This window comes from Streptacidiphilus monticola (assembly GCF_042658505.1).
Lineage (GTDB): Bacteria > Actinomycetota > Actinomycetes > Streptomycetales > Streptomycetaceae > Streptacidiphilus > Streptacidiphilus monticola.
On record NZ_JBHSQJ010000010.1, the window covers coordinates 144,787 to 158,115 of the forward strand.

Below are 13,329 nucleotides of genomic sequence, written 5' to 3' on the forward strand. Positions count from 1 at the left end.
CGTCCTGGGCCGGCTGGTGGTGCGGGAGATCGCCAGCCCCCTAAGGTGTCACCCATGATTGCCAGGCCAGCGACCTCGTCCACCCTGCGGGAGATCAATCTCCGGACCGTCTTCGACATGATCCGGGCGCAGGCCCCCGTCTCCCGGGCGGAGATCGCGCGTCGGTCCGGCATCTCCAAGCCGACGGTCTCCGCGCTGCTGCAGGACCTGCTGGACCTCGGCCTGGTCGAGGAAACCGTCCGGGACGAACTCGGCCCCACCTACGGCGCGCTGTTCTTCGCCCCCCGGCCCCAGGCCGCGCACGTGCTCGCGCTGGACCTCGGCGCGCGGCACCTGCGCGGGGCCGTCGCCGACCTGGAGGGCCACATCCTGCTGCGCCGCGACGCCCCGGTCGAAGGGCTGAACGCCGCTCAGATGGTCGACGTGGCAAGGAAACTGGCCGAGGAGCTGACCACCGAGGCGGGGCTGGACCGGTTGGCCCACGCCGCCGTCGGCGTCCCCGGCGTCGTGGACCGCCGCGAGGGCGGGGACGGCCGGATCTGGCAGGCCCTCAACATCCCCGGCCTGGACGGCTTCCAGGCCGCCGAGCAGTTCTCCCGCGCCCTCGGCGTCCCGGTCACCGTGGAGAACGACATCCACCTCGCCGCCCTGGGCGAGCAGCACCGGGGCTGCGGGCGGGAGGTGGAGAGCTTCTGCTTCCTCTCCGTCGGCACCGGCACCGGCGCCGGGCTTGTGCTCGACGGCCGGCTGCACCGCGGATTCGCGGGCGCCGCAGGCGAGTTGGACTGCGCGCTGGACCCCGACGCGGTCGAGGAGCAGGACCCCTGCGCGGACGCGCTGCTGGCCTACGCCTCCCGCCTGCTGCCGGAAGCCCTCAGCCTGGGCACGGAGGGGCTGTTCGACCTCGCCCGGAGCGGGGACGAGAAGGCGCTCGCGGTGGTGGACGAGGAAGCGCGCCGCGTCGCCGGTTACCTGGCGCCGGTGGCGGCGGTGGCGGACGTCGAACTCGTCGTCCTGGGCGGGGGGATCGGCCTCAACGGCGACCTCCTGCTGGGTCGCGTCCGCGAACGCCTGGACGCCCGCCTGCCGTACCCGCCCCGGGTCGAGGTCTCGGCCCTCGGCGACGCGGCGGTCCTCGCCGGGGCGGTCTCCGTGGCCACGCGACAGGCCCTCGAACAGATCCTGTCCGCCCGCTTCGACGGCCCCGCCCACCACCGCCCCTGACCTGCCACATTCAGGGGCCGGAGGGCCCCTTCGGCGGCGCGGCCGCCAGAGGCGCGAGGAACTGCGCGAGAAACCAACCACCCGGGGAGGTCCGACCCCTGATTGCAGGCCGGACCTCCCCGGGTGGTGTGTTGCTCGCGCAGTTCCTCGCGCCTCTGGCGGCTACGCCGCCGACGACGGGGCCTGCAACTACAGCTTGGGGAGGGCGTCTTCCTCCTGGGCTGCCGCGAGTTCGCTCGGGCGGCCTTCCCGCTTGTTGCGGAGGATGGAACTCAGCAGCGCCAGGCCGATGAAGGCCACGCCGATGAGTCCCGTGACCACCTCGGGGATCTCGTACTTGATGGACACCAGCAGGATCGTGGCCAGCGCGCCGATCGCGTAGTGCGCGCCGTGCTCGAGGTAGACGTAGTCGTCCAGCGTGCCCTGGCGGACCAGGTAGACCGTCAGCGACCGGATGTACATGGCGCCGATGCCCAGGCCCAGGGTGATCTGGAAGACGTCCTGGGTGATCGCGAACGCGCCCACCACGCCGTCGAAGGAGAACGACGCGTCCAGCACCTCGAGGTAGAGGAAGAGGAAGAACGCCGCCTTGCCCGTCACACCGGCGACACTGCTCCCCTTTCCGGCGCCCTTCCCGGCGCTCGCGGTCTCCTCGCCGTCGCCGTCACCGTCGGCATCCCCGTCCTCGTCCTCGTCGCCCTCGGACTCGAAGAGGTTGGCCAGGCCGCCCACCGCGAGGTACGTCGTCAGGCCCGCGACGCCCGCCAGCAGGACGGTCTCGGCGCGGTCCCCCGCGAAGAAGCGGGAGGAGAGCATGAGCGCGATCAGCGCGATGACCACGGACAGCTGGTCCAGCTTGCCGATCTTCTCGAGCGGCCGCTCGATCCACTCCAGCCAGCGGATCTCCTTCTCGCCCAGGATGAAGTCGAGGAAGATCATCAGCAGGAACATGCCGCCGAAGGCCGCGATCGCCGGGTGAGCCGCCGTCAGGTGCTGGGCGTAGGTCAGCCCGTTGTAGGTCTTGGTCTCGTCCAGGGCCAGCTGGACGACCGTCACCGGGTTCATGTGCGCGGTCAGCGCGACGACGATCAGCGGGAAGAGCAGCCGCATGCCGAAGACCGCGATCAGCACGCCCACCGTGAGGAAGATGCGCTGCCAGAACGGGTTCATCCGCTTGAGGACGGTGGCGTTGATGACCGCGTTGTCGAAGGAGAGGGAGATCTCCAGGATCGACAGGATCAGGACGATCCCGAAGCCTGTCGCCCCCCAGAAGTAGGCCGCGGCCGCGAGCCCGAGCAGGGTGATCCCGAAGGACCACCCGAAGGTGCGGAGAAACACGTGAAGCCGAACCCTTTCGTCATGTGCGGCCGCCGGACTCGGGAGCCGGCGGCCGACTAGCACATGCAGGGGTCAACTCCCCCGCACCGGAGCACATTCTTAAGAGACATTCACTCCGAAGTCCAGTGCGATGCCGCGCAGGCCCGAGGCGTAGCCCTGGCCGACGGCCCGGAACTTCCACTCGGCGCCGTAGCGGTAGAGCTCACCGAAGATCATCGCCGTCTCGCTGGACGCGTCCTCCGACAGGTCGTAGCGCGCGAGTTCGGCGCCGTCGGCCTGGTTGACCACGCGGATGAACGCGTTGCGGACCTGGCCGAAGCTCTGGCCGCGGTTCTCGGCGTCGTAGATGGACACCGGGAACACGATCTTGTCGACCTGCGGCGGCACGGCCGTCAGGTCCACCTTGATGACCTCGTCGTCCTGCGCGCCGGTCCCGCCGACCAGCTCGTCGCCCATGTGCTCGACGGAGCCCTCGGGACTCTTGAGGTTGTTGTAGAAGACGAAGTACTCGTCCCCCAGCACCCGGCCGTTGGCGCACAGCAGCGCGCTCGCGTCCAGGTCGAAGTCGGCGCCGGTGGTGGCGCGGGCCTGCCAGCCCAGGCCGATCTGCACCGCCGTCAGGTTCGGTGCCGCCTTGGACAGCGAGACGTTTCCGCCCTTGGCGAGCGTGACCCCCATGTTCGTTCCTTCTTTCCAGAACGTTCGCGGACAACCCGTAGTGCGACGGGCCGCCGGCCGCGTGCGCGAACCGACGGCCCGTCAGGATCCCTACCCGTGAAGGAGGCAGGGTCAGACGTTGACGCCGTAGTCCTGGGCGATGCCGCGCAGGCCTGAGGCGTAGCCCTGGCCGATGGCGCGGAACTTCCACTCGGCGCCATTGCGGTACAGCTCGCCGAAGATCATGGCGGTCTCGGTGGACGCGTCCTCGGACAGGTCGTAGCGGGCGATCTCGGCGCCACCGGCCTGGTTGACCACGCGGATGAACGCGTTGCGGACCTGGCCGAAGTTCTGCGCGCGGTTCTCGGCGTCGTAGATGGACACCGGGAAAACGATCTTGGAGACCGCGGCCGGGACGGCGGCCAGGTTCACCTTGACGACCTCGTCGTCGCCCTCGCCCTCACCGGTGAGGTTGTCGCCGGTGTGCTCGACGGAGCCGTCGGCGCTCTTGAGGTTGTTGTAGAAGACGAAGTCCTTGTCAGAGAGCACCTTGCCGTTCTCGCCGACCAGGATGGCGCTGGCGTCGAGGTCGAAGTCGGCGCCGGTGGTGGTGCGCACGTCCCAGCCGAGGCCGACCAGGACTGCGGTCAGACCGGGGGCCTCCTTGGTGAGCGAGACGTTGCCACCCTTGCTGAGGCTGACACCCACGAGTCCTCCAAAGGTCAGGGAGCACTCGGTGTGCCCCCGTTGGTGCGGTTTATGCGGTTACTGTCCAGCCAACGGCTCGATCGTAGTGGCGGGTTCCCGCCCCGCGCAGCAGCACCGCACCAACGGTTACGCACTCAGCGCAATATCGGTTCCCGGCTCAGAGAGCGGCCAGGGCCTTCAGGTACTCGTCCTGGTCACGCGCGTCCGGCAGACCGTTGACGACGGTCCAGCGGACCACGCCCTGCTTGTCGATGACGAAGGTGCCGCGGACCGCGCAGCCCTTCTCCTCGTCGAAGACGCCGTAGGCGCGGGACACGTCGCCGTGCGGCCAGAAGTCCGACAGCAGCGGGTACTCCAGCCCCTCCTTCTCGGCGAACACCCGCAGGGTGAACGGCGAGTCGTTGGAGACGGCCAGGATCTGCACGTCGTCGTTCTGGAACGACGGCAGCTCCCGCTCGATGCTGCACAGTTCGCCGGTGCAGACACCGGTGAAGGCGAACGGGTAGAAGACGAGCACGACGTTCTTCTCGCCGCGGAAGTCGGAGAGCTTGACCAGTTCCCCGTGCTGGTTCTTGAGCTCGAAGTCCGGTGCGACCGAGCCGACCTCGATGGCCATGTGTGAAACCCTTTCGGATGACGTCTGCCGTGCCGCCGCCCATCCTGTCAGACGCCGGTCGCGGGGTCAGCGACGCCCGGGGATCCGGCCGAACAGCCCCACCATGCTGACCGCCCGCCGCAGCAGCGGACCGCCCGGCAGTCCGGGGACCTGCTCGACCAGCGGGGCGAGCCCCATCAACCGGCTGATCCGGTGCAACCGCAGTTCGCCACGCGCGAGTTGAGCCGGCAGCGAGGTCGGCCCACCGGGCGCGCCGAGGATCAGCGCAGCGGTCCCCTCGATCCCGGGCACGCCCCGGTCGGGCCGCCCGGGACGGGTGGTCCAGCCCTCGGTGTCGGACTGGAACCACCAGCCGAGGCCGCCGTCCGGCTCCCAGGCGCCGGCGGAGAGGGTCAGCCCCTGACGGCACGCCAGCCCGCCGACGACGTCCACCAGCGCGGCGAGCCCGGCGTCCGCGACGGGCTGCGGCAGGGCCGTCCTCGCGCCCTCCGCCCGCAGCAGGGCCAGGGCGAGTTCGTGGCCCATGGCGTTGATCTGGGTGAGCAGGGGCAGCGGCCCGAGGTTGGACGGGAGCTCCCGCCGGGCGAGGGCGGGGTCGGCGGCCACCTCCTTGAGCGCGGTGGCCACGCGGGTCCGCGCGTCGTGCAGCGCGGCCCGGATCTCTGACGCGGACTCAGCTGAGCGGTCGCGCTTGGCCGGCGGCTCGGCCACATCGTCGCTGCGGGCTTGGGCCATCAGGGTGGCGAGCACCGGCCGCTCGGGCCAGGAGCCCAGCTCAGCGAGGTCCGCGAGATCCGTTCTGTCCTCCGCCACGGCGAGGACGACGTCCCACGCCCCGAGCACCCGCTCCGCCACGTCCTCGACGGCCCCACTGGCCACTCCGCGCTCACTCACCCGCCCATTCTGCACATGGGCAACCGGGCAAACGCCCAGGGGCGCGAGGAACCGCGTCAGCAACGCACCACCCGGGGAGATCCGGCCCCGCATGCGGGACGAACCACCGTGGGTGGTGGGCTGGTCGCGCAGTTCCCCGCGCCCCTGTGGGTGCAGCGTGCTGCTTCAGCGCTTGGGTGCGGCCTTGGCCGCCTTCGTGGTGAGCCGCACGGCGGACCAGTCCTTGCTGACCGCGGCCGTGCTGGTCTGCGAGAGCCCGGCCGTCTGCGCCGCGTCCGCGATGTCGCTGGCCTCGACGTGGCCGTCGCGCCCGGTCTTGGGCGTCAGCAGCCAGACGACGCCGCCTTCGACCAGGTACTCCTGGGCGTCCACGAGGGCGTCGGTCAGATCGCCGTCCTCCGTGTCCTCGCGGAACCACATCAGCACGACGTCCGCGACGTCGTCGTAGTCCTCGTCGACGAGCTCGGCACCGGTGAGGTCCTCGACGGACTCTCGCAGGTCGTGGTCGACGTCCTCGTCGTAACCGAGCTCCTGGACCACCTGTCCGGGCTCAAGACCCAACCGACGTGCCGGGTTGGACCTGTCCTCCGCGGGGTCCGCGGTCGCGCTCACGGGAATTGCCTCCTATATCCGACCCTGTCGTCCTTGGTGCCAGGGCTGTGGCCGTAGTCCACACGGGCGGGGCGCTCTGCGCAAGTACCCGGCCCCCGATCCCGACCCGGGCGGCTGCGCGTCGGGCTCGACACGCCGCCGCTCGTGACGCAGATCACTCCGTTTTGTCCAAGTATTTGCACGACGCCCGCGCAGGCGCAGCAGTTTGCAGATGCCATTACCCGTCACAGCCGGGAGCCACTCCTTGGAATCGAAGGACAGACCACCTTCCGACCAGGCGTAGAGTCTCTCTTTGGCCCTCCCCCAGCCTCTCCACAACGACGTGGCGCAGGTCGGCCACCTCTTCGGCGTCCGAATCACCCGAATAGGGAGTGATTACGACACGGTTACCGATGGGTAGAGATGACGTTTCTCGCCCTCGCGGTCCACGATGGAGGCGGCGCGACACTCCCTTTTTGCGACCGTCTAGTTCGCCCGACAGTGAAGGAACAGCGTGGCTTCCGGTTCCGATCGCAACCCGATCATCATTGGCGGCCTGCCCAGCCAGGTCCCGGACTTCGATCCCGAAGAGACCTCAGAGTGGCTGGACTCGCTCGACGCCGCCATCGACGAGCGCGGCCGTGAGCGCGCCCGCTACCTGATGCTGCGACTCATCGAGCGCGCCCGCGAGAAGCGTGTCGCCGTCCCCGAGATGCGCAGCACCGACTACGTCAACACCATCCCCACCAAGGCCGAGCCGTTCTTCCCCGGCAACGAGGAGATCGAGCGCAAGATCCTCAACGCCACCCGGTGGAACGCCGCGGTGATGGTGTCGCGCGCGCAGCGCCCGGGCATCGGCGTCGGCGGCCACATCGCCACCTTCGCCTCGTCCGCGTCGCTCTACGACGTGGGCTTCAACTACTTCTTCCGCGGCAAGGACGCCGACGGCGAGTCCGGGGACCAGATCTACTTCCAGGGCCACGCTTCCCCCGGCATCTACGCCCGCGCGTTCCTGCTGGACCGACTGAGTGAGCAGCAGCTCGACAGCTTCCGCCAGGAGCACTCGCGTGCCCCCTACGGCCTGTCCAGCTACCCGCACCCGCGGAACATGCCCGACTTCTGGGAGTTCCCGACGGTGTCCATGGGCCTCGGCCCGCTGGGCGCGATCTACCAGGCCCGGATGAACCGGTACCTGGAGAACCACGGGATCAAGGACACCTCCAGCTCCCGCGTCTGGGCCTTCCTCGGCGACGGCGAGATGGACGAGGTCGAGTCGCTGGGCCAGCTGTCCATCGCCGCCCGCGAGGGCCTGGACAACCTGACCTTCGTCGTCAACTGCAACCTGCAGCGCCTCGACGGCCCGGTCCGCGGCAACGGCAAGATCATCCAGGAGCTGGAGTCGATCTTCCGCGGCAACGGATGGAACGTCATCAAGCTGATCTGGGACCGCACCTGGGACCCGCTGCTCGCGCAGGACCGCGACGGCGTGCTGGTGAACAAGCTCAACACCACCCCGGACGGCCAGTTCCAGACCTACGCCACCGAGTCCGGCGCCTACATCCGCGAGCACTTCTTCGGCGGCGACCTGCGCCTGCGCGCGATGGTCGAGAACATGACCGACGAGCAGATCCAGCACCTGGGCCGCGGCGGTCACGACCACAAGAAGATCTACGCCGCCTTCAAGGCCGCGACCGAGCACAAGGGCCAGCCGACCGTCATCCTGGCCCAGACCGTCAAGGGCTGGACGCTGGGCCCGAACTTCGAGGGCCGCAACGCGACCCACCAGATGAAGAAGCTGACGGTCGAGGACCTCAAGCGCTTCCGCGACCGGCTGCACCTGCCGATCACCGACAAGCAGCTGGAAGAGGGCTACCCGCCCTACTACCACCCGGGCAAGGACTCGGAGGAGATCCAGTACATGCACGACCGCCGGCGCGAGCTCGGCGGCTACATGCCCACCCGCAAGGTGCGGCCGCGCAAGCTGGAGCTCCCCGGCGACGAGGCCTACAAGGTCCTCAAGAAGGGCACCGGGCAGCAGAAGATCGCCACCACCATGGCGTTCGTCCGCCTGCTCAAGGACCTGATGCGGGACAAGAACATCGGCAAGCGCTTCGTCACGATCGCGCCGGACGAGTACCGCACCTTCGGCATGGACTCGCTGTTCCCCTCGGCGAAGATCTACGACCCGATGGGCCAGACCTACGAGTCGGTCGACCGCGAGCTGCTGCTGGCGTACAAGACGTCCCCGCAGGGCCAGATGATCCAGGACGGCATCACCGAGGCCGGCTCGACCGCCTCGCTGATCGCCGCGGGCTCGTCCTACGCCACCCACGGCGAGCCGCTGATCCCGGTCTACGTCTTCTACTCGATGTTCGGGTTCCAGCGCACGGGTGACCAGTTCTGGCAGATGGCCGACCAGCTGGCCCGCGGCTTCGTCCTTGGCGCCACGGCCGGCCGGACCACGCTGACCGGCGAGGGCCTGCAGCACGCGGACGGCCACAGCCAGCTGCTGGCCTCGACCAACCCGGCGGTCGTCTCCTACGACCCGGCCTACGGCTACGAGATCGCGCACATCGTCAAGGACGGTCTGCGCCGGATGTACGGCAGCAGCGAGCAGTTCCCGCACGGCGAGGACGTGTTCTACTACCTGACCGTCTACAACGAGCCGATCGTCATGCCGGCCGAGCCGGAGAACGTGGACGTCGAGGGCATCCTCAAGGGCATCTACAAGCTGGCCGAGGGCCAGGGCGGGCAGGTCCCGGCGCAGATCATGGCGTCCGGCGTCGCGGTGCCGTGGGCGCTGGAGGCGCAGAAGATCCTCGCCGAGGAGTGGAACGTCAAGGCCGACGTCTGGTCCGCGACCTCGTGGAACGAGCTGCGCCGCGACGCGGTGGAGACCGAGGAGTTCAACCTCCTCAACCCCGACGAGGAGCAGCGCGTCCCGTACGTGACCCGCAAGCTGCAGGGGGCCGAGGGCCCGTTCGTCGCCGTCTCCGACTGGATGCGCGCGGTGCCGGACCAGATCGCGCGCTGGGTGCCGGGCCAGTACCAGTCGCTCGGCGCGGACGGCTTCGGCTTCGCGGACACCCGCGGCGCGGCGCGGCGGTACTTCCACATCGACGCGCAGTCGATCGTGCTGGGCGTTCTGACCGAGCTGGCGAAGCAGGGCCGGATCGACCGCACGGCGCTGAAGGCGGCGATCGACCGGTACCAGCTGCTCGACGTCAAGGCGGCCAACCCCGGCGAGGCCGGCGGGGACGCGTAGTCATGTAGGTGCACCCCCCCAGGGGGCGCGAGGAACTGGGCGACCAGCCCACCACCCGGGGAGGTCCGTCCCCATGTGCGGGACGGACCTCCCCGGGTGGTGTCTTACTCGCGCAGTTCCTCCCCCGGCCTTCGGCCGGGGGTCCCCCAGCGCCCCTGAGGGGATGGTGCAACTGGCTCTCGGGTATGACGCGGCGGGTCCGATCAATCCAGCAGGGTACGGGGACCGTCTCCCTTAGTCTGGACCCGCCGTGAAGATCAGAATTCTGCCCTCGCCCAAGAGCCGCGCCCTGATGGGGCGTCACTTCCCCGCCTTCCTCACGTTCGCGTTCATCGCCTCGCTCCTCCCGACGGGCATCACCTACCTCCACGGCTCCTTCGGCATCGGGCTCTCCACCGCCGCCGCGCTCTCGTGTGCGCAGACGCTGCCCCTCGCCCTGGCGCACACGCGCCCGCTCCAGGCGTGGCTGGTGATCGGCGCCGCCGATCTCATCGGGGCGCTGGTGCTGCTCACCGGTCATCCGCACAGCGACCAGGCGTGGCCCTGGCCGGTCACCACGATCATCGGCTACCTCTACCTGCTCCTCGCCCTCTCGCTGCGCGAGCCCCGCCGCGTCCTCGGGTACGTCTGGGCGGCCACCGGCGCCGCCGGCTTCGCGCTCGCCGTCGCCGTGCCCAGCCGGGACGGCATCGGCAACGCCGTGCTGATGCTGGCCCTCTCCGGCGGCGTCCTGCTGCTGGGCAACGCGCTGAGGGAGCGTCAACTCGCCCAGCGCGAGAGCGCGTCGCAGCGGGCGCGCAGCGCCCTGCTGGAGGAGCGGACCCGGATCGCCCGGGAGCTGCACGACGTCGTCGCCCACCACATGTCGCTGATCGCGGTGCAGGCGGACAGCGCGCCGTACCGGATCACGGGGCTGCCGACCGCGGCGGAGCAGGAGTTCGCGGCGATCGGGACCGCGGCCCGTGAGTCGCTCACCGAGATGCGCCGCCTGCTCGGCGTGCTGCGCAGCGACGACGCGGCGGTGGAGCGGTCCCCGCAGCCGGGTGTGGCCCGGCTGCCCCAGCTGGTGGAGGCGACCGGCCGGGCCGGGGTCCCCGCCGAGCTGTCGCTCGATCCCGAACTCCCGGCGCTGCCGGACGCGTTGGACCTGTCCGTGTACCGGATCGTGCAGGAGGCGCTGAGCAACGTGATCCGCCACGCCCCCGGCGCGCAGACGTGGGTCTCACTGGCCGCCGAGGAGGACGAACTGCGGGTCACCGTCGTCAACGCGGCCTCGCCCAAGCCGCTCGCCGACCCGGTCGAGCACCACGGCACCGGGCAGGGCCTGGTCGGCATGCGCGAGCGGGTCACCGTGCTGGGCGGGCAGTTGACGACGGGTCCGCTCGCCGACGGCGGCTACCGGGTGGCCGCGGTGCTGCCCCTCGACAAGGAGGACGAGAAGTGACGATCCGGGTGGTCATCGTCGACGACCAGGCCATGGTGCGCGCCGGCTTCGCCGCGCTGCTCGCCGCCCAGCCGGACATCGACGTGGTGGGCGAGGCGCCGGACGGGCGTGAGGCCGTGGCCGTGGTGGGCCGCACCCACCCCGACGTCGTGCTGATGGACGTGCGCATGCCCGAGATGGACGGCCTGGAGGCCGCCCGCCTGATCCTCGGCCGGGAGGGGACCCGCACCCGGGTGCTCATGCTGACCACCTTCGACGTGGACGACTACGTCTACGAGGCGCTGCGCGCCGGTGCCAGCGGCTTCCTGCTCAAGGACGCTCCCCCGGCCGACCTGATCGCCGCGGTCCGGGTGGTCGCCTCCGGCGACGCGCTGCTGGCACCCTCGGTCACCCGCCGCCTGATCGCCGACTTCGCCCGGTCCAAGCCGGCGCCGAAGAAGACCAGCCTGCGGCTCAACGCCCTCACCGCGCGCGAGACCGAGGTGCTGGGCCTGATCGCCCGCGGCCTGTCCAACCAGGAGATCGCCGCGCACCTCGTCGTGGCCGAGCAGACGGTGAAGACGCACGTCAGCCGCATCCTGATGAAGCTCGACCTGCGCGACCGGGCCCAGGCCGTGGTCTTCGCCTACGAGTCCGGCCTGGTGACGCCCGGCGCGGAGGGTTAGGGCCTGGTGCACGGCTGTGACAGTCGGCGCACAGCGCGGTGACGGCGGACTGCCACGCTCTGGGTATCCGGAGAGCGGGCCAACCGCCGTAGTCCATAGGGGAATCCGACATGCTTGCTCGTCGCGGCCACCAGGCTGCCGCCGCCATCGCCCTCGCCGGGGCCTCGCTGCTCCTGTGCGCCTGCGGCCCGAAGACGGCCACGGCGTCGGCCCCGGCGACCCCGGGCGGGCAGGGCGGGAGCACGACCCCCTCCGCCCTCCCGAGGTCGGCGTCCCCCTCGGCGGCACCCTCGCAGGCGGCGGCGCTCAACGGCACCGCGGGCAACGGGCTGACCATCAGCAACGGCACCCGGTACGTCGTCGAGAACGGCACCGTCGTGGACTTCGGCACCGCGGTTCGGGACCTGGCCTGGTCCTACGACGGCCGCAAGGCCGTGTTCGTGGACGGCGACGGCGACCTGGTCACCAGCAACCCGGACGGCAGCGGCCGCGTGGTCGTCGCCCGCAACCCGGGCGGCCAGACCTGGTCCCACCCGACCTGGCAGTACCGGGCCAAGGACCCGCGCGACGGGTACAACGCCGACATGAACGCCATCCTCTTCGCCGTCCGGCCCAACGGCGGCACCTCCCGGCTCTACGGCATCGACGCCCGGGCGGTGAACGGCGTCCCCAGGCTGCTCGGGCTGGACGCCGAATCGGGTCCCAACGTGAAGCCGCTGCCGCAGACCGGCAACTCCTGGCCCAGCGCCGGGGGTTCGCACGGCACCTCGGTGTACGCGAACACCGGCGACGGCGACGTCTACATCCGCGACGACTACCTGCGCCAGCAGGGCGGCGCGATGACCGCCGGCTCCCAGCCGGCGGTCCCGGCCGCGCCCGCGCAGGGCTCGCCGGCCGAGGGCGAGGTGGTGTTCGTCCGCTCGGTCGGCGGCCATGACCACCTGTTCCTGGAGCGCGGCACCTCCGCCACGGACCTCACCCCGAACGCCGCCACCGACTACACCGAGCCCGCCGTCTCCCCCGACGGGCGGACCGTCGCCGCCCGCACCCCCGACGGCATCGTGACCCTGACCCTGGACGGCTCCCACACCCCGGTCAAGGTCTCCGACCACCTCGGGCTGCCCGCCTACCGGCCCTGACGCTTCGCCAACTCCGCACGCAGCTCCGGCAGATGGACGTCGGCCGACGCGTGCGGCAGGAACTCCACCACGTCGAGGAAGCGGAACAGCACCCGGGTCGGGGTGACCGCGAACTCGTAGTCGGCGAAGCCGACCACCGCGCCGTTCGCGCCGCGGGCCGCGCCCCGGACGACGTGCTCGGTCAACCCGTCGGGGGCCTGGGCGTCCAGGCCCCGCCGGGCGTTGGGCCGTGCCAGGTAAGGGCAGACCATCGCGGCGTAGAGCATGCAGGCACGGTGCCCCGGCCCCTCCGAGGTCGGGGCCAGATTGCGGTAGGGGCGGCCCGCCGCGCGCGCCTCGGAGATGGCCGCGCTCTCGGCGGCGCCGACGACCCGCCAGACCGGCCCGCGCGGCATCAGCTCGCCGCAGACGGAGCAGAGCCGCCCCGTCGCGCATTCGGCGCTGCGGCCGTAGTCGGTCAGCGCGAACTGCGGCTGGTCCTCCGCCCAGGGAGTGATGGCCGGCACGGGGTAGCCGCGGGCGTCGCGGGGCCGGGCCGCGACGTCCGGCGGCATGGGGACGAGGTCGAAGCGCACCGTCCATGCCTACCACGTGCGGCGCCTGCCGGGCGGCGCCTGCCGGGTGGGGCCTGCCCCACCTACCGCCGTACGACGGGCGGTTGGCTCCGCGGTACGACGCCCGGCCGTGAGCCCCGTCCCTAACTTCCCTCCGTCGGTGCCGCATCGGGCGGCTCCGGTCGGGAGGGAGACGTCTCATGGGCAGCAGGGTCAGGCGCACGCTCGTTGCCG

Annotated in this window: 12 protein-coding genes; 5 read left to right on the forward strand and 7 right to left on the reverse strand. The window is 70.8% G+C overall.

The window, feature by feature from the left end; genetic code table 11:
• Nucleotides 1-54 precede the first annotated feature (54 nt).
• On the forward strand, nucleotides 55-1,224 hold the full coding sequence (locus ACFP3V_RS03720) for an ROK family transcriptional regulator (RefSeq protein ID WP_380579625.1): 1,170 nt from the start codon (nucleotides 55-57) through the stop codon (nucleotides 1,222-1,224).
• Between the two features lie 189 nt (nucleotides 1,225-1,413).
• On the opposite strand, the gene ACFP3V_RS03725 is transcribed toward ACFP3V_RS03720, so the two are convergent.
• From ACFP3V_RS03725 to ACFP3V_RS03750, 6 genes are all read right to left on the reverse strand, one after another.
• Nucleotides 1,414-2,562, reverse strand: a complete 1,149-nt coding sequence (locus tag ACFP3V_RS03725; protein ID WP_380579627.1) for a DUF475 domain-containing protein — start codon at nucleotides 2,560-2,562, stop codon at nucleotides 1,414-1,416.
• A gap of 99 nt (nucleotides 2,563-2,661) precedes the next feature.
• Nucleotides 2,662-3,240: a TerD family protein gene (locus ACFP3V_RS03730; RefSeq protein ID WP_380579629.1), complete on the reverse strand. Its 579-nt coding sequence runs from the start codon at nucleotides 3,238-3,240 to the stop codon at nucleotides 2,662-2,664.
• Between the two features lie 111 nt (nucleotides 3,241-3,351).
• The gene (locus ACFP3V_RS03735) at nucleotides 3,352-3,927 is read right to left on the reverse strand and encodes a TerD family protein (protein WP_380579631.1); all 576 of its coding nucleotides are present in this window, start codon (nucleotides 3,925-3,927) and stop codon (nucleotides 3,352-3,354) included.
• Nucleotides 3,928-4,084: 157 nt separating this feature from the next.
• A complete protein-coding gene (locus ACFP3V_RS03740) occupies nucleotides 4,085-4,543 on the reverse strand; it encodes a peroxiredoxin (RefSeq protein ID WP_380579633.1) in 459 nt (152 codons plus the stop codon).
• 66 nt (nucleotides 4,544-4,609) lie between these two features.
• Nucleotides 4,610-5,437 (reverse strand): hypothetical protein, encoded by an 828-nt coding sequence (locus ACFP3V_RS03745; protein WP_380579635.1) that lies wholly within the window; start codon nucleotides 5,435-5,437, stop codon nucleotides 4,610-4,612.
• A 165-nt stretch (nucleotides 5,438-5,602) separates the two neighbouring features.
• Nucleotides 5,603-6,049, reverse strand: a complete 447-nt coding sequence (locus ACFP3V_RS03750) for a DUF3052 domain-containing protein (protein WP_380579637.1) — start codon at nucleotides 6,047-6,049, stop codon at nucleotides 5,603-5,605.
• A gap of 493 nt (nucleotides 6,050-6,542) precedes the next feature.
• Here ACFP3V_RS03750 and aceE point away from each other — a divergent pair, with 493 nt between their 5' ends.
• The 4 genes from aceE (at nucleotide 6,543) to ACFP3V_RS03770 (ending at nucleotide 12,541) form a co-directional block, all read left to right on the forward strand.
• Complete coding sequence (gene aceE, locus ACFP3V_RS03755) at nucleotides 6,543-9,293, forward strand: pyruvate dehydrogenase (acetyl-transferring), homodimeric type (protein ID WP_380579638.1); 2,751 nt, start codon at nucleotides 6,543-6,545, stop codon at nucleotides 9,291-9,293.
• 250 nt (nucleotides 9,294-9,543) lie between these two features.
• Nucleotides 9,544-10,737, forward strand: coding sequence for a sensor histidine kinase (locus tag ACFP3V_RS03760; protein WP_380579640.1), 1,194 nt, complete (start codon nucleotides 9,544-9,546; stop codon nucleotides 10,735-10,737).
• A complete protein-coding gene (locus ACFP3V_RS03765) occupies nucleotides 10,734-11,402 on the forward strand; it encodes a response regulator (protein ID WP_380579642.1) in 669 nt (222 codons plus the stop codon). The genes ACFP3V_RS03760 and ACFP3V_RS03765 overlap by 4 nt, the downstream gene beginning before the upstream one ends.
• A 110-nt stretch (nucleotides 11,403-11,512) precedes the next feature.
• Entirely contained in the window at nucleotides 11,513-12,541 is a 1,029-nt protein-coding gene (locus ACFP3V_RS03770; protein WP_380579644.1) for a TolB-like translocation protein, read from the forward strand.
• On the opposite strand, the gene ACFP3V_RS03775 is transcribed toward ACFP3V_RS03770, so the two are convergent.
• The gene (locus ACFP3V_RS03775) at nucleotides 12,529-13,116 is read right to left on the reverse strand and encodes a hypothetical protein (RefSeq protein ID WP_380579646.1); all 588 of its coding nucleotides are present in this window, start codon (nucleotides 13,114-13,116) and stop codon (nucleotides 12,529-12,531) included. The two genes, ACFP3V_RS03770 and ACFP3V_RS03775, sit on opposite strands and share 13 nt — an antisense overlap.
• Nucleotides 13,117-13,329: the final 213 nt, after the last annotated feature.